At 70.5% G+C, this 16,619-nt stretch carries 11 protein-coding genes; 7 read left to right on the forward strand and 4 right to left on the reverse strand.

Annotated features, from left to right (window positions below; all coding sequences use genetic code 11):
- Window positions 1–135: 135 nt before the first annotated feature.
- The 3 genes from ACZ7DL_RS16890 to ACZ7DL_RS16900 all read left to right on the forward strand — a co-directional run bounded on the left by ACZ7DL_RS16890 (window position 136) and on the right by ACZ7DL_RS16900 (window position 2,962).
- A complete protein-coding gene (locus tag ACZ7DL_RS16890) occupies window positions 136–1,008 on the forward strand; it encodes a ComF family protein (RefSeq protein WP_470774932.1) in 873 nt (290 codons plus the stop codon).
- 311 nt (window positions 1,009–1,319) lie between these two features.
- Complete coding sequence (gene hpf / locus ACZ7DL_RS16895; RefSeq protein WP_470774933.1) at window positions 1,320–2,012, forward strand: ribosome hibernation-promoting factor, HPF/YfiA family; 693 nt, start codon at window positions 1,320–1,322, stop codon at window positions 2,010–2,012.
- Between the two features lie 203 nt (window positions 2,013–2,215).
- Window positions 2,216–2,962 (forward strand): response regulator, encoded by a 747-nt coding sequence (locus ACZ7DL_RS16900; RefSeq protein ID WP_470774934.1) that lies wholly within the window; start codon window positions 2,216–2,218, stop codon window positions 2,960–2,962.
- A 3-nt stretch (window positions 2,963–2,965) separates the two neighbouring features.
- Here ACZ7DL_RS16900 and ACZ7DL_RS16905 read toward each other — a convergent pair whose 3' ends face one another.
- Complete coding sequence (locus ACZ7DL_RS16905) at window positions 2,966–4,141, reverse strand: winged helix-turn-helix domain-containing protein (RefSeq protein WP_470774935.1); 1,176 nt, start codon at window positions 4,139–4,141, stop codon at window positions 2,966–2,968.
- An 86-nt stretch (window positions 4,142–4,227) separates the two neighbouring features.
- On the reverse strand, window positions 4,228–4,797 hold the full coding sequence (locus ACZ7DL_RS16910) for a GNAT family N-acetyltransferase (protein WP_470774936.1): 570 nt from the start codon (window positions 4,795–4,797) through the stop codon (window positions 4,228–4,230).
- A 252-nt stretch (window positions 4,798–5,049) separates the two neighbouring features.
- Between ACZ7DL_RS16910 and secA the strand changes: the two genes are divergently transcribed.
- Window positions 5,050–7,860, forward strand: a complete 2,811-nt coding sequence (gene secA, locus ACZ7DL_RS16915) for a preprotein translocase subunit SecA (RefSeq protein WP_470774937.1) — start codon at window positions 5,050–5,052, stop codon at window positions 7,858–7,860.
- 352 nt (window positions 7,861–8,212) lie between these two features.
- Here secA and ACZ7DL_RS16920 read toward each other — a convergent pair whose 3' ends face one another.
- Window positions 8,213–8,716, reverse strand: coding sequence for an Rv3235 family protein (locus tag ACZ7DL_RS16920; protein WP_470774938.1), 504 nt, complete (start codon window positions 8,714–8,716; stop codon window positions 8,213–8,215).
- A gap of 330 nt (window positions 8,717–9,046) precedes the next feature.
- Between ACZ7DL_RS16920 and ACZ7DL_RS16925 the strand changes: the two genes are divergently transcribed.
- Window positions 9,047–9,559, forward strand: coding sequence for a DUF6912 family protein (locus ACZ7DL_RS16925; RefSeq protein WP_470774939.1), 513 nt, complete (start codon window positions 9,047–9,049; stop codon window positions 9,557–9,559).
- 53 nt (window positions 9,560–9,612) lie between these two features.
- Window positions 9,613–10,281: an HAD family hydrolase gene (locus ACZ7DL_RS16930; RefSeq protein ID WP_470774940.1), complete on the forward strand. Its 669-nt coding sequence runs from the start codon at window positions 9,613–9,615 to the stop codon at window positions 10,279–10,281.
- 140 nt (window positions 10,282–10,421) lie between these two features.
- On the opposite strand, the gene ACZ7DL_RS16935 is transcribed toward ACZ7DL_RS16930, so the two are convergent.
- On the reverse strand, window positions 10,422–10,988 hold the full coding sequence (locus ACZ7DL_RS16935) for a DJ-1/PfpI family protein (protein WP_470774941.1): 567 nt from the start codon (window positions 10,986–10,988) through the stop codon (window positions 10,422–10,424).
- Window positions 10,989–11,605: 617 nt separating this feature from the next.
- On the opposite strand from ACZ7DL_RS16935, the gene ACZ7DL_RS16940 reads away from it, so the two are divergent.
- Window positions 11,606–16,549, forward strand: coding sequence for an NAD-glutamate dehydrogenase (locus ACZ7DL_RS16940; protein WP_470774942.1), 4,944 nt, complete (start codon window positions 11,606–11,608; stop codon window positions 16,547–16,549).
- Window positions 16,550–16,619 lie beyond the last annotated feature (70 nt).

Consider the following 16,619-nt stretch of genomic DNA (forward strand, 5'->3'; position numbering starts at 1 on the left):
GGCGTGTGGTCCGGGCTGACTTCCCCCGTGCGGGTGACGAGTTGGGTGTGGTGCCCCAAGCTTTCCCGCGAGTTGTCCACAGGGCGTTGTCCACAGGGGTGGCCGGGCGGCGGTGGCGTTGGCACAGTGGTGGACATGCGGGGGTGGTGGCAGGACCTCACCGACCTGGTGCTGCCGGCCGACTGCGCGGGCTGCGGGGCACCTCGTACGGCGCTCTGCCCGCGCTGCCGGGCCGCGCTGGGCGGGGACGCGCCGCGGCGGGTGCGGCCGGTGCCGGAGCCGGCCGGGCTGCCGGTGGTGCACGCGGTGGCTCCGTACGCGGCGGAGGTGCGGGCGCTGCTCCTCGCGCACAAGGAGCGGGGCGCGCTGGCGCTCGCGGGAGCGCTGGGTACGGCACTGGCGGGGGCCGTGCGGGCGGGCCTCGGCGCGGGCGGTGACATCGGTGGCGGGACGGCCGGGTGGCCGAGGCGCGTGCCCGTGCTGCTGGTCCCGGTGCCCTCCGCACGCTGGGCCGTGCGGGCGCGCGGGCACGATCCGGTGCGGCGGATGGCGCTCGCGGCGGCCGGGGAGCTGCGGCGCACCGGGACGCCGGCCCGGGTGGCGGCCGTGCTGCGCCAGCGGCGGCCCGTGGCGGACCAGGCGGGCCTGGACGCGCGGCGGCGCCTGGAGAACCTCGCCGGGGCGCTGGAGGTGACCGCGGGAGGCGGCCGGCTGCTCGGTGCGGGCCGCATCGTGCTCGTCGACGACCTGATGACGACGGGCGCCAGTCTCGCGGAGGCGGCGCGGGCCCTGCGGGAGGTGGTGTTATCCCGTCGAGATGAGGGGACGGCCGTGTATGAGGCCGTAACTCGGGAAGGTAGGGGAGAACGACGGACCGGTGCCCGCCCGGAACGGAGGGAGTGCATGCATGGTGCACCGGAAAAGGCGGTGTCGAACGCCCTCGAGCGGCTGCTGCATGCCGCCGTGATCGGGGCTCCCTGCGATTCATTCGAAATAAACGGGAACTGACCGCCTACCTGCATCGTTGCAGGTAGCGAGAGGGGTAATTCACCTGAACGGAGGTACGCCGCAGTAGAGGGTGACGACATCCGTCCGGGCGAGATATGTTCGGTTGTGAGGAAAGGCGCAGGCCCACCTCGCATATCCGAATGCCGTGCCGCGGGTTTTCCGCAATCACCCGTGCCGGTGGGGTGGAGATCTCGCCCATGGGGGAGGAGGAGGTGGAAGTCACCGAGTCCGAGGTCCGGTGATCACCGGGCCTGGTGCGAAAGGGAGATGCTCCGCCGAATCAGCGGAGCGATCCGGGAACGGAGTTCTGCGTGGACATCGTCGTCAAGGGCCGCAAGACCGAGGTGCCCGAGCGGTTCCGCAAGCACGTGGCCGAGAAGCTGAAGCTGGAGAAGATCCAGAGGCTCGATGCCAAGGTGATCAGCCTCGACGTCGAGGTGTCCAAGGAGCCGAACCCCCGACAGGCCGACCGCTGTGACCGAGTGGAGATCACGCTCCGCTCCCGCGGTCCGGTGATCCGGGCGGAGGCAGCGGCCAGCGACCCGTACGCGGCACTCGACCTGGCGGCGGAGAAGCTGGATGCCCGGCTGCGCAAGCAGCACGACAAGCGGTTCTCGCGCCGAGGCGCGCGCCGGATCCCGGCGGCCGAGGTCGCCGACCACGTCCCGGGCGCCGCCACGCTCAACGGCAACGGCCTCCCCGTTCAGGAGGAGGAGACCGACGGAGTGCCGACCAAGAAGATCGGCTCGCTGGAGGTCAAGGGCGAAGGGCCCCTGGTCGTCCGCGAGAAGACCCACGTCGCCTCCCCGATGAGCCTCGACCAGGCTCTCTACGAGATGGAACTGGTCGGCCACGACTTCTACTTGTTCGTCGACTCCGAGACGAAGGAGCCGAGCGTCGTCTACCGACGCCATGCCTACGACTACGGCGTGATCCACCTCAGCACGGACCCGATGGTCGCTGAGGGTCAGCCCCCCGCGGCGGGTGGCACGCTGGGCGGCTGACGCACCCGGCTGAAGCTGAGCCGGTGCCCCTGGAGCGCGTGTGCGCCCCCAGGGGCACCGGTGTGCGACCACTTCGCGCCCCGCACGTCACCTCGGTGTCGCCCGGGCATGAAATCATGGCCGCACCGGCCCAACCGGTGGGCCGCTGCCTTGGGTTGGCGATGGCACAGGACCACAGGCCACAGCCTTCAGGGGGAGGAAAGATGGCGGACACCTTCGGACCGATGCGGGACGGGGGCGCCGACGACCATGCCGTCGGCATGGGCCCGGACCCGGACGCTCCACGCAAGGAGCCGATCAGAGTCCTGGTCGTGGACGACCACGCCCTCTTCCGGCGCGGCCTGGAGATCGTGCTCGCGGCGGAGGAGGACATCCAGGTCGTCGGCGAGGCGGGCGATGGGGCCGAGGCCGTCGACAAGGCCGCCGACCTGCTGCCCGACATCGTGCTGATGGACGTCCGCATGCCCAAGCGCGGCGGGATCGAGGCCTGCACCTCCATCAAGGAGGTCGCCCCCAGCGCGAAGATCATCATGCTGACGATCAGCGACGAGGAGGCCGACCTCTACGACGCGATCAAGGCGGGCGCGACCGGATACCTCCTGAAGGAGATCTCGACCGACGAGGTGGCCACCGCCATTCGCGCGGTGGCCGACGGGCAGTCGCAGATCAGCCCGTCGATGGCGTCGAAACTCCTCACCGAGTTCAAGTCGATGATCCAGCGCACCGACGAGCGCCGGCTGGTGCCCGCACCCCGGCTGACCGACCGGGAGCTGGAGGTCCTCAAACTCGTCGCCACGGGCATGAACAACCGGGACATCGCCAAGGAGCTGTTCATCTCCGAGAACACCGTGAAGAACCACGTGCGCAACATCCTGGAGAAGCTTCAGCTGCACTCCAGGATGGAGGCCGTGGTCTACGCGATGCGCGAGAAGATCCTGGAGATCCGCTAGCCCCTAGTCGAGCAGGCCGGCGAGTTCCCTGGTGAGGGGCTCGCGCAGCTCGGGGGCGTCCACCCGCTCCACGCGGACGTCCGTGCAGTTCACCCATGTCGCCGCCTCGGTCAGCGCCTGCGCGACCGCCGGGACCGCCTTCAAGCCGTCCAGGGTGACCTGCTTGGCCACCAGCGTGCGGCCCTCGCGGGCCGGGTCGACACGGCCGACCAGCCGGCCGCCGGCGAGCACCGGCATCGCGAAGTAGCCGTGGACCCGCTTGGGCTTGGGGACGTACGCCTCCAGCCGGTGGGTGAAGCCGAAGATCCGCTCCGTGCGCGCCCGCTCCCAGATCAGCGAGTCGAACGGGGACAGCAGCGTCGTGCGGTGCCGGCCGCGCGGCGGTGTCGCCAGGGCCACCGGGTCCGCCCAGGCCGGCCTGCCCCAGCCCTCGACCTCGACCGGGACCAGGCCCGAGTCGGCGATCACCGCGTCGACCTGCTCCCCCTTGAGACGGTGATAGTCGGCGATGTCCGCGCGCGTGCCGACACCGAGCGACTCGCCCGCCAGCCGGACCAGACGGCGCAGACACTCGGTGTCGTCCAGCTCGTCGTGCAGCAGAGCGTCCGGGACCGCGCGCTCGGCGAGGTCGTACACCCGCTTCCAGCCGCGCCGCTCGACGCACACCACCTCGCCGTACATCAGCGCACGCTCCACGGCGACCTTCGTGCCCGACCAGTCCCACCAGTCGTTCGTCTTCTTCGCGCCGCCCAGCTCCGTGGCGGTCAGCGGGCCCTCCGCGCGCAGCTGCTTGATGACCTGGTCGTAGGCGCCGTCGGGGAGTGCGTGATGCCAGTGCGGACGGTTGCGGTAGGTGCGGCGGCGGAAGGCGAAGTGCGGCCACTCCTCGATGGGCAGGAGGCAGGCCGCGTGCGACCAGTACTCGAAGGCGTGCGCGTCCGTCCAGTACGCGGCCTCCACCGTCTTGCGGCCGACTGCGCCCAGCCGGGCGTACGGCACCAGTTCGTGGGAGCGGGCGAGGACCGAGATGGTGTCGAGCTGGACCGCGCCGAGGTGGCGCAGCACCCCGCGGACCCCGGCGCGCCGGTCGGGCGCGCCGAGGAGCCCCTGAGCCCGCAGGGCGATCCGGCGGGCGTCGTCCGCGGTGAGGGTGGTGGTCGGGCGCGGAAGGGTCGTCATGCGTCGGACGATAGAGGGCGCCACTGACAACCCGCGCTGAACTGCGCTTTCGCCGGGGGTAGGCCGGCCCGGCCGCCCGGCGGCGGTCAGGAACGCCCGGGCAGATACGGGGCCGTGGAGGGCAGGCCCAGGTCCGAGGGGAGCAGGGAGCCGACCCAGCAGTCCCGGCGCACCCCCTTGTTGTTGATACCGGAGCGCAGGGTGCCCTCGATGGTGAAGCCGGCCCGTTCGGCCACCGCGCGGGAGGCGAGGTTGCCGACCTCGGCCCGCCATTCGACACGGTCGACGCCGACCTCGGTGAAGATCCACCGGCAGGCCGTGAGCGTGGCCTCCACGACATAACCGCGGCCGCGGTGCTCCTTGGCCGCCCAGAAACCGATCTCGGCCGTGCCCAGCGAGCGCATCGTGAGGCCGAGCATGCCGGCCAGCTCGCCGCCGGTGAGGAAGACACCGAAGGTGAACATCGACCCCTCCGACCAGCCGTCGGGGACGATCTGGTCCGTGAAGGAGAGCGCGTGTTCGGGCAGATAGGGCGAGGGCACCGTCGTCCAGCGCTGGATGTCGGGGTCTTGCGCCGCCGCGTACACCGCGTCGGTGTCGGCGGGGCCGACCGAGCGCAACAGGAGACGGTCGGAGGTGAGAGTGACGGGTTCCATTGCCCGATTCTGCTGGGCGCACTCATCCGGAGCCATCGATTTTCGCGAAGAGTGATCGCGTGATCACACTTCGCGCAATTCCTCGCACCGATGCGGCACTATCCGGTTGGCCCGTCCGTTGTCCTGGATGAAGCAGCCGCCGGGACGCCGGGCCTCCCGGCGCAGCCGGGTCCTCGCATACGATGGCCGTTGCTCAGTACGTCAAAGGAAAACCGACCGTCCCAGGCCCGACCGGCAAGGAGACCAGCCCCCGTGTCCGTCCTCTCGAAGATCATGCGTGCAGGCGAAGGCAAAATCCTGCGCAAGCTGCACCGCATCGCGGACCAGGTCAACTCCATCGAAGAGGACTTCGTCGACCTCTCCGACGCCGAGCTGCGGGCCCTCACCGATGAGTACAAGCAGCGGTACGCCGACGGTGAGAGCCTGGACGACCTGCTCCCCGAGGCGTTCGCCACCGTGCGCGAGGCCGCCAAGCGCGTCCTCGGCCAGCGGCACTACGACGTGCAGCTGATGGGTGGCGCCGCGCTCCATCTGGGCTACGTCGCCGAGATGAAGACCGGTGAGGGCAAGACCCTCGTCGGCACCCTGCCCGCGTATCTGAACGCCCTCTCCGGAGACGGCGTCCACCTCATCACGGTCAACGACTATCTGGCCGAGCGCGACTCCGAGATGATGGGCCGCGTCCACAAGTTCCTTGGCCTGGACGTCGGCTGCATCCTCGCCAACATGACGCCGGCTCAGCGCCGCGAGCAGTACGCGTGCGACATCACCTACGGCACGAACAACGAGTTCGGCTTCGACTACCTGCGCGACAACATGGCGTGGTCGAAGGACGAGCTGGTGCAGCGCGGTCACAACTTCGCCATCGTGGACGAGGTCGACTCCATCCTCATCGACGAGGCCCGTACGCCGCTGATCATCTCGGGCCCGGCCGACCAGGCCACCAAGTGGTACGGCGACTTCGCCAAGCTGGTCACCCGCCTCAAGCGCGGCGAGGCCGGCAACCCGCTCAAGGGCCTCGAGGAGACCGGCGACTACGACGTCGACGAGAAGAAGCGCACGGTCGCGATCCACGAGTCGGGTGTCTCGAAGGTCGAGGACTGGCTGGGCATCGACAACCTGTACGAGTCGGTGAACACGCCGCTGGTGGGCTACCTGAACAACGCCATCAAGGCGAAGGAGCTCTTCAAGAAGGACAAGGACTACGTCGTCATCGACGGCGAGGTCATGATCGTCGACGAGCACACCGGCCGTATCCTCGCCGGCCGCCGCTACAACGAGGGCATGCACCAGGCGATCGAGGCGAAGGAAGGGGTGGACATCAAGGACGAGAACCAGACGCTCGCCACGATCACCCTGCAGAACTTCTTCCGCCTCTACAAGAAGCTGTCCGGCATGACCGGTACGGCGATGACGGAGGCCGCCGAGTTCCACCAGATCTACAAGCTCGGCGTGGTCCCGATCCCGACCAACAGGCCGATGGTCCGCAAGGACCAGTCGGACCTGATCTACCGCACCGAGGTGGCCAAGTTCGAGGCGGTCGTGGACGACATCGCCGAGAAGCACGAGAAGGGCCAGCCGATCCTCGTCGGCACCACCTCCGTCGAGAAGTCGGAGTACCTCTCGCAGCAGCTCAGCAAGCGCGGCATCCAGCACGAGGTGCTGAACGCCAAGCAGCACGAGCGTGAGGCGTCGATCGTCGCCCAGGCCGGCCGCAAGGGCGCCGTGACCGTGGCCACCAACATGGCCGGCCGTGGTACGGACATCAAGCTCGGCGGCAACCCCGAGGACCTCGCCGAGGCGGAGCTGCGCCAGCGCGGCCTCGACCCCGAGGAGCACATCGAGGAGTGGGCCGCGGCGCTGCCCGCCGCCCTGGAGAAGGCCGAGCAGGCCGTCAAGGCCGAGAAGGACGAGGTCGAGGAGCTCGGTGGCCTCTACGTCCTCGGCACCGAGCGGCACGAGTCGCGGCGCATCGACAACCAGCTGCGCGGTCGTTCCGGCCGTCAGGGCGACCCGGGCGAGTCCCGCTTCTACCTCTCCCTCGGTGACGACCTGATGCGGCTGTTCAAGGCGCAGATGGTCGAGCGCGTCATGTCGATGGCCAACGTGCCGGACGACGTGCCGATCGAGAACAAGATGGTCACGCGCGCGATCGCGTCCGCTCAGTCGCAGGTCGAGACCCAGAACTTCGAGACCCGCAAGAACGTCCTGAAGTACGACGAGGTGCTCAACCGGCAGCGCGAGGTCATCTACGGCGAGCGCCGGCGCGTCCTGGAGGGCGAGGACCTGCACGAGCAGATCCAGCACTTCATGGACGACACGATCGACGCGTACGTCCACGCCGAGACCTCCGAGGGCTTCCCCGAGGACTGGGACCTGGACCGGCTGTGGGGCGCCTTCCGGCAGCTGTACCCGGTGAAGGTCACCATCGAGGAGCTGGAGGAGGCGGCCGGCGACCGGGCCGGTCTGACCGCCGAGTTCATCTCGGAGTCCATCAAGGAGGACATCCACCAGCAGTACGAGTCCCGTGAGGCGCAGCTCGGCTCCGAGATCATGCGTGAGCTGGAGCGCCGGGTCGTGCTGTCGGTCCTGGACCGCAAGTGGCGCGAGCACCTCTACGAGATGGACTACCTCCAGGAGGGCATCGGCCTGCGCGCGATGGCGCAGAAGGACCCGCTGGTCGAGTACCAGCGCGAGGGCTTCGACATGTTCACCGCGATGATGGACGGCATCAAGGAGGAGTCCGTCGGCTACCTGTTCAACCTGGAGGTCCAGGTCGAGCAGCAGGTCGAGGAGGTCCCGGTCGAGGAGGCCCAGCCGGTGGGCGAGGGCGTCCAGGACACGGTGCCGGCGCAGGCGGGCGGGCGTCCGGAGATCCGCGCGAAGGGGCTGGACGTTCCGCAGCGGCGGGATCTGCACTTCTCCGCGCCGACGGTGGACGGTGAGGGTGGCATCGTCGAGCGTGACCTGGAGGACGAGGAGCCGGTGCGCTCGGAGGCGGACGGGCTGACGCGGGCCGAGCGGCGTCGGCAGGCCAAGGGTGGGCGGCGCCGCAAGAAGTAGCGGTTGCCTGCGGCGCTTCAGCCGTTGAGAAGGGCCGGGTTCCTTTTGGGGCCCGGCCCTCTTGTGTCGTCGTGCGGTGGGCTTCGTGGGTGGACCGTGCCTGGGCGGGGGCGGGTGTCGCCTGCCTGCGCCGGCGGGATGCCTCCCCCAAGCTCCCGGCTTCGCTCGAGCAGGGGCACCACCCTCGCCCACCCGTGCCGCCCGGGGGTACTCCTGCTCGCAGGGCTTGGGGGAGGCACGACTGCCCGCAGCTGGCTGCGGTGCGGCTGGCCGCTGCTCGCTGGCCTTGGCGGCTCGGCTGCCCGTGGCTGTGGGCGGTCTGCGGCACGGCCCCGCGAGCGCGCGGCCGCTCTCAGTGCTGTCGGGTGCCCGTTTCCACCGCTGTGCAGCGCCAGCGGAGGTCCTTGCCCAGTTCCAGGCGGAAGGCCAGGGCTCTCAGTTGGTCTCCGGCGGCGATGCGGGCGAAGACCTCGAGGGCGCCTTCGCTGGGGACGTAGTAGCCGATGTCGCTGACGACGGGGCGGGTGCCGCGGGTGCGCAGGGGGCTGCGGGCGGCGAGGCGGGCCAGGTCGTCGTAGGCCCTGCCCGCGGTGTGCCGGAGCATCCAGTGGGCGGGGCGCTCGCCGCTCAGGACGGCCAGCAGGCGGTCCGCGAAGAGGTCGGTCGGGCGTGGCTGCCGTACGGCCGAGTCCGGGCCCGTACGGGGCCTCTCACGGCCTGTGGGGGCGGGTGTGGGCCGGGACGCCTCCCGGACCGGGGTGCGGGGTGGTGCGCCGCCGGGGCGGCGGGAGTCGCGGCGGGTCGGCGGGCGGTGCCGCGGGCGGGGCTGGGCGGCGCGGCTCATGACCTTGTTCATCGGGGACCCCGTTCGGCGGGCCCGGTTGATACCGGGCGGTAACTCGCTGGTGGGGATCTTGTACGGGGTGCCGGAGGGGCCCGCAAGGAAGGAGCGGCGCGCGGGAGAGGAGCCGGAATGTTCACCTATCCGAGGGCTGCGGGGAGCCTTCGACCCCGTGAGGACGCGGCGGGAGAGGGTGAACCCGTGGCCCGGAGTGGACGCCTCCGAGGGTGCGGGCAGGACCCCGAAAGGGGACGGGCGCACGTATCCTGAAGGCCCTCCGGGAGACGCGCCAGCCGCTCTCCCCGGGGCCCCAGCGGAGCCTTTGACCAGGAAAGAGCGGCCAGTATGCGCGTCTACGTCCCCCTGACCCTCCCCGCTCTCGCCGAGGCGCACAAGACGGGTGAGCTGGGGAGCGGCCCGTTCGTCGCGTACGGCGTCACGCCCGCGCTGCGCGAGTGGTACCTGTCCGAGGACATCGAGGAGCTGGAGTACGCGGCGCTCAGCCGGGCCGCGCTGGCCTCGCTGCGGCTGCTGGCGGCGGACCCGGGCGCGGTGCGGCGCCGGGTCGTGGTCGCCGTGGACGTGCCCGACGGCGCCGCGAGCGCCGACCCGGACCGCGCGCTCGAACCGGCCGCGCTGGGCGAGGTGACCGTGACGGCCGCGGTGCCGCTCGCCAAGGCGGCCTCCGTGCATGTCGACGCCGAGGACGCGGAGGAGGACGTGGCCGCGGCGGCGCAGGCGCTGGAGGCGGCGGACGGCGGGGACGACGACGCGCAGTTCGTCGTGGACGGGGCGGACGACCACGAGCTGCTGTGGTACGCCACGCAGGAGATTCCCAACCTCGTCGCGCAGGGCTGACCTGTCCTGGGGGCCAGCCGTGATTGTCAGTGGTGGCGGGTACGGTCTTGGACATGGGGATGCACGGAAGCGCGCACATCGTCTGGGACTGGAACGGCACGCTGTTCCACGACAATGACGCGATCATCGGGGCGACGAACGCGGCCTTCGCCGAGCTGGGGCTCGCGCCGATCACGCTGGAGCAGTACAGGTCGCTGTACTGCGTGCCGGTGCCGAAGTTCTACGAGCGGCTGCTCGGCCGGCTGCCGACCGACGCCGAGTGGGAGCTGATGGACGGGGTCTTCCACCGGCACTACGCGGACCACCGGGTGCGGTGCCGGCTCACCGAGGGCGCGGAGGACCTGCTCGCGGGCTGGCGGTCGGCGGGGCACAGCCAGTCGCTGCTGAGCATGTACGGGCACGAGGAGCTGGTGCCGCTCGTGCAGGGCTTCGGGATCGAGGCGCACTTCATACGGGTCGACGGGCGTACGGGGCCGTCCGGCGGCAGCAAGGCCGAGCACATGGTGCGGCATCTGGAGGCACTGGCGGGGGTGGTGGAGCCCGCGCGCACGGTGGTGATCGGGGACGCGGCGGACGACGCGATCGCTGCGCGGCATGCGGGTGCGCGGGCCGTGCTGTACACCGGGGGGTCGCACAGCCGCGCCAGTCTGGAGAACGTGGGGGTGCCGGTGGTGGACACGCTGGCCGAGGCGGTGGCGGAGGCGCGGCGGGTAGCGGCGTAGGGATCGGGAAGGAAGCGCCCCGAAGGGGCGCGGGGAACTGCGCGACCAGCCACGACGGCCCCGCCGCCCGAACCCGCACCGCAGGGTTCCACGGCGAGACGCGAGCGCCCGCCCCGCCGCTCCTGCCGCCCTCTTCTCCCTCAGCTCACCGGTGCCGTGGTCCGCAGTACGTTCAAGAACTCCCGCATCCACGCCGGATGGTCCGGCCAGGCGCGGGCGGAGACCAGGGTGCCGTCGACGACCGCCTCGGAGTCCTGGAAACCCGCCCCGGCGGCCTGCATGTCCGGCTCCAGCGCGGGGTAGGCGGTGACCCGGCGGCCCCGGAGGGAGTCGATCGCCGCGGTGAGCAGCGGGCCGTGGCAGATCTGCGCGACCGGCTTGTCCGAGTCGAAGAACGCCTTGAGGATCTTGCGCAGTTCGGGATCGTTGCGCAGATACTCGGGGGCCCGGCCGCCGGGGATGACGAGGGCCGCGTAGTCGCCCGGGTCGACCTCGGAGAAAGCGAGGTCGGCGGGCCAGGTGTACCCGGGCTTCTCGGTGTAGGTGTCGTAGCCGGGTTCGAAGTCGTGGACGACGAAGCGGAGTGTCTTGCGGGTGGGGGCCGCGATGTGGACCTCGTAGCCTTCCTCGCGCAGCCGCTGGTAGGGGTAGAGGACTTCCAGGGACTCCGCTGCGTCGCCGGTGACGATGAGGATTTTCGTGGGCATGTCGGCTCCTCCGGGCAGACTCCAGGCAGAACTCCGGGGCGGGACTCCGGGGCATGACCTCGGGGCGAGGCACAGTGCCCTGGGCACCGTGCCCTGGCCGGGCGCGCTTGCCAAGAGGGCCCGGTCGCTTTCAGGGTGCGACCCGAGGCACGGGGGCGCGACCGGATACGCCACCCGCCCCCGCCCCGCTGCTGTGCAGAACGTCAAACTTCACCCCCCGGTTTTGTACACATGCGGCTCATGACGGGTCCGGGGTAAGTGGCGATAGCCTTGTGGCGTGATCAGCGCGATATCTCGCGGGGGCGATCTTGCCCCTGCCCTGCGCCCGGGTTGCACGGAACACCTCCGTGACCGGGCGGCGGTCGCTGGTCTTCGCGGGCGGGACGGGGGCACCGGAGCCCCCGAGGAGCCGAGGACGGTCCGGGACGCGGCGGTGCCGAGGGCAGCGTCACACCCGACGGACGCGTCGAGAATGGCCGAATACCCCCCGCTCTTCTCACCTCGAGGCATAGCGTCGGAACCGACCGGACACCCCGGGCCGTGGCGTTATGCCGCAGGGGAAGAGACCGTACTTCCTTCTACGTCACGCAACGGCGCGCGACAGGAGCCAGAGGACAATGCAGACCAAGCTGGACGAAGCCAAGGCCGAGCTGCTCGAGAGGGCCGCCCGGGTAGCTGAGAACAGCCCGGTCGGGGGGCACCTACCGACCGGGACGACGAGCGAGGGCACTCCCGGCACCCCGGACAGCGAATCCGTGCTCGCGTTCCTCCAGCGCTACTACCTGCACACCGCCCCGGAAGACCTCGCCGACCGCGACCCGGTCGACGTCTTCGGCGCCGCGGTCTCGCACTACCGTCTCGCCGAGAACCGCCCGCAGGGCACCGCGAACGTCCGGGTGCACACCCCGACCGTGGAGGAGAACGGGTGGACGTGCAGCCACACCGTCGTGGAGGTCGTCACCGACGACATGCCCTTCCTCGTCGACTCCGTGACCAACGAGCTGACGCGGCAGGGGCGTGGCATCCACGTCGTCATCCACCCGCAGTTCGTCGTCCGGCGTGATCTCACCGGCAAGCTGATCGAGGTCCTGCCGACCCGGCCCGTCGGCGACCTCCCGCACGACGCGCACATCGAGTCCTGGATCCACGTCGAGATCGACCGCGAGACCGACCGCGCCGACCTGAAGCAGATCACCGCCGACCTGCTGCGCGTGCTGTCCGACGTCCGCGAGGCCGTCGAGGACTGGGAGAAGATGCGGGAGTCGGCGAACCGGATCGCCGACGGCCTGGAGAGCGAGCCCGTCCCCGGCGACCTGCCCCGGCCCGAGGTCGAGGAGGCCCGCGAGCTGCTGCACTGGCTGGCCGACGACCACTTCACCTTCCTCGGCTACCGCGAGTACCAGCTGCGCGACGACGACACGCTCGCCGCCGTGCCCGGCACCGGTCTCGGCATACTGCGCTCGGACCCGCACCACGCCGAGGACGACCAGCACCCGGTCAGCCCCTCCTTCGAACGCCTTCCGGCCGACGCCCGCGCCAAGGCCCGCGAGCACAAGCTGCTGGTGCTGACCAAGGCCAACAGCCGGGCCACCGTGCACCGGCCGTCGTACCTGGACTACATCGGCGTCAAGAAGTTCGACGCGGACGGCAACGTCGTCGGCGAGCGCCGCTTCCTCGGTCTGTTCTCCTCCGCCGCCTACACCGAGTCCGTGCGCCGCGTCCCCGTCATCCGCCGCAAGGTGGACGAGGTCCTGGAGCGCGCCGGGTTCTCCCCCCACAGCCACGACGGCCGCGATCTGCTCCAGATCCTGGAGACCTACCCGCGCGACGAGCTGTTCCAGACGCCGGTCGCCGAGCTTCAGTCCATCGTCACGAGCGTGCTCTACCTCCAGGAGCGCCGCCGGCTGCGGCTGTACCTGCGCCAGGACGAGTACGGCCGCTACTACTCGGCCCTCGTCTACCTGCCGCGCGACCGCTACACCACCGGGGTCCGCCTGCGGATCATCGACATCCTGAAGGAGGAGCTCGGCGGCACCAGCGTCGACTTCACCGCCTGGAACACCGAGTCGATCCTGTCCCGGCTGCACTTCGTCGTCCGCGTCCCGCAGGGCACCGAGCTGCCCGAGCTGTCGGACGCCGACAAGGAGCGCATCGAGGCCCGCCTGGTCGAGGCCGCCCGGTCCTGGGCCGACGCGTTCGCCGAGGCGCTGACCGCCGAGTGCGGCGAGGAGCGCGCGGCCGAGGTGCTGCGCCACTACAACCACGCCTTCCCCGAGGGCTACAAGGCCGACCACAGCCCGCGCGCCGCGGTCGCCGACCTGGTCCACATGGAGCAGCTCGGCGACGACAAGACCTTCTCGCTGAGCCTGTACGAGCCGGTGGGCGCGGCCCCCGGCGAGCGCCGCTTCAAGATCTACCAGAAGGGCGGCTCGATCTCCCTCTCCAAGGTGCTGCCGGTGCTGAGCCGTCTCGGCGTCGAGGTCACCGACGAGCGGCCGTACGAGCTGCGCTGCGCCGACCGCACCACCGCCTGGATCTACGACTTCGGTCTGCGCATGCCGAAGTCGCTCGGCGGCGGCAACGGCGACTACCTGGCCGACGACGCGCGCGAGCGGTTCCAGGACGCGTTCGCCGCGACCTGGACCGGCAAGGCCGAGAACGACGGCTTCAACGCCCTCGTGCTGAGCGCCGGGCTGACCTGGCGGCAGGCGATGGTGCTGCGCGCGTACGCCAAGTACCTGCGGCAGGCCGGCTCGACCTTCTCGCAGGACTACATGGAGGACACCCTCCGCAACAACGTCCACACCACCCGGCTGCTCGTCTCCCTGTTCGAGGCGCGGATGTCCCCGGACCGGCAGAAGGCCGGCCTGGAGATCACCGACGCGCTGCTGGAGGAGCTGGACGCGGCGCTGGAGCAGGTGGCCAGCCTGGACGAGGACCGCATCCTGCGCTCCTTCCTGACCGTCATCAAGGCGACCCTGCGCACGAACTTCTTCCAGGAGGCGCTCGGCGGCACGCCGCACGACTACGTCTCCATGAAGTTCGACCCGCAGGCCATCCCGGACCTGCCGGCGCCGCGCCCGGCGTACGAGATCTGGGTGTACTCGCCGCGCGTCGAGGGCGTGCACCTGCGCTTCGGCAAGGTCGCCCGAGGCGGCCTGCGCTGGTCGGACCGGCGTGAGGACTTCCGGACCGAGATCCTCGGCCTGGTGAAGGCGCAGATGGTGAAGAACACCGTCATCGTGCCGGTCGGCGCCAAGGGCGGCTTCGTCGCCAAGCAGCTGCCCGACCCGAGCGTGGACCGCGACGCGTGGCTGGCCGAGGGCATCGCCAGCTACAAGACGTTCATCTCGGCGCTGCTCGACATCACCGACAACATGGTGGCCGGCGAGGTCGTGCCGCCGCAGGACGTCGTCCGGCACGACGGTGACGACACCTACCTGGTGGTCGCCGCCGACAAGGGCACCGCCACCTTCTCCGACATCGCCAACGAGGTCGCGAACAAGTACAACTTCTGGCTCGGCGACGCCTTCGCCTCCGGCGGCTCGGCCGGCTACGACCACAAGGGCATGGGCATCACCGCGCGTGGCGCCTGGGAGTCCGTGAAGCGGCACTTCCGTGAGCTGGGCGTGGACACGCAGACCGAGGACTTCACGGTCGTCGGCATCGGTGACATGTCCGGTGACGTGTTCGGCAACGGCATGCTGCTCTCCGAGCACATCCGGCTGGTCGCCGCCTTCGACCACCGGCACATCTTCATCGACCCCGCCCCGGACGCGGCCGTCTCCTACGCCGAGCGCCGCCGCCTGTTCGAGCTGCCCCGCTCCAGCTGGGCCGACTACAACACCGAGCTGCTGTCGGCGGGCGGCGGGATCTTCCCGCGCAGCGCGAAGTCGATCACGCTCAACGGTCACATCCGCGAGGCCCTCGGCATCGAGGACAAGGTCACCAAGATGACCCCGGCCGACCTGATGAAGGCCATCCTCAAGGCGCCGGTGGACCTGCTGTGGAACGGCGGCATCGGCACGTACGTGAAGTCGTCGGCGGAGTCGAACGCGGACGTCGGCGACAAGGCCAACGACGCCATCCGCGTCGACGGCGCCGACCTGCGCGTCAAGGTCGTCGGCGAGGGCGGCAACCTGGGCCTGACCCAGCTCGGCCGGATCGAGTTCGCGCTGCACGGCGGCCGGATCAACACCGACGCGATCGACAACAGCGCCGGCGTGGACACCTCCGACCACGAGGTGAACATCAAGATCCTGCTGAACGGCCTGGTCGCAGACGGCGACATGACCGTCAAGCAGCGCAACAAGCTGCTCGCCGAGATGACCGACGAGGTCGGCGCGCTGGTCCTGCGCAACAACTACGCGCAGAACACGGCCCTCGCCAACGCCCTGCTCCAGGCCAAGGACATGCTCCACGCCCAGCAGCGGTTCATCCGCCACCTGGTGCGCGAGGGACATCTGGACCGGGCGCTGGAGTTCCTGCCGACCGACCGCCAGATCCGCGAGCGCCTAGCCCAGGGCCAGGGCCTGACCGGCCCGGAGACGGCCGTCGTGCTGGCGTACACGAAGATCACGGTCGCCGAGGAACTGCTGCACACCTCGCTGCCGGACGACCCGTACCTGCGCGGCCTGCTGCACGCGTACTTCCCGACGCCCCTGCGCGAGCGGTTCGCCGAGGCGATCGACAACCACCCGCTGCGCCGCGAGATCACCACGACCGTGCTGGTCAACGACACGGTCAACACGGGCGGTACGACGTATCTGCACCGTCTGCGCGAGGAGACCGGCGCCTCCCTGGAGGAGATCGTCCGGGCCCAGACCGCGGCCCGCGCGATCTTCTGCTCGGCGCCGGTGTGGGACGCGGTCGAGGCGCTGGACAACAAGGTCGACGCGGCCGTCCAGACCCGGATCCGGCTGCACTCGCGCCGCCTGGTCGAGCGCGGCACGCGCTGGCTGCTCAACAACCGGCCGCAGCCGCTCCAGCTCGCCGAGACGGTCGAGTTCTTCGCCGACCGGGTCGAGCGGGTCTGGCAGGAGCTGCCGAAGCTGCTGCGCGGCGCGGACCTGGAGTGGTACCAGCACGTGTACGACGAGCTGTCCGCGGCCGGTGTCCCGGACGAGGTCGCCACCCGCGTGGCCGGCTTCTCCTCCGCCTTCCCGACGCTGGACATCGTCTCGGTGGCCGACCGCATGGGCAAGGAGCCGCTGGACGTCGCCGAGGTCTACTACGACCTCGCCGACCGCCTGCACATCACCCAGCTCATGGACCGCATCATCGAGCTGCCCCGCGCCGACCGCTGGCAGTCCATGGCCCGCGCCTCCATCCGCGAGGACCTGTACGCGGCCCACGCGGCGCTCACCGCGGACATCCTCGCGGCGGGCAACGGCACCTCGACGCCGGAGCAGCGGTTCAAGGCGTGGGAGCAGAAGAACAGCGCGATCCTGAGCCGCGCCCGCACCACGCTGGACGAGATCCGCGGTTCGGACTCGTTCGACCTCGCCAACCTGTCGGTGGCGATGCGCACGATGCGGACGCTGCTGCGTACGCACTCGTAGCCGTACGACGGTGAAGGCGCTCCGGACACACCGCGGTCCGGGGCGCCTGTTTTCTTACCCGCCGTCGGCC

This window comes from Streptomyces sp. NPDC036984, from assembly GCF_055607665.1.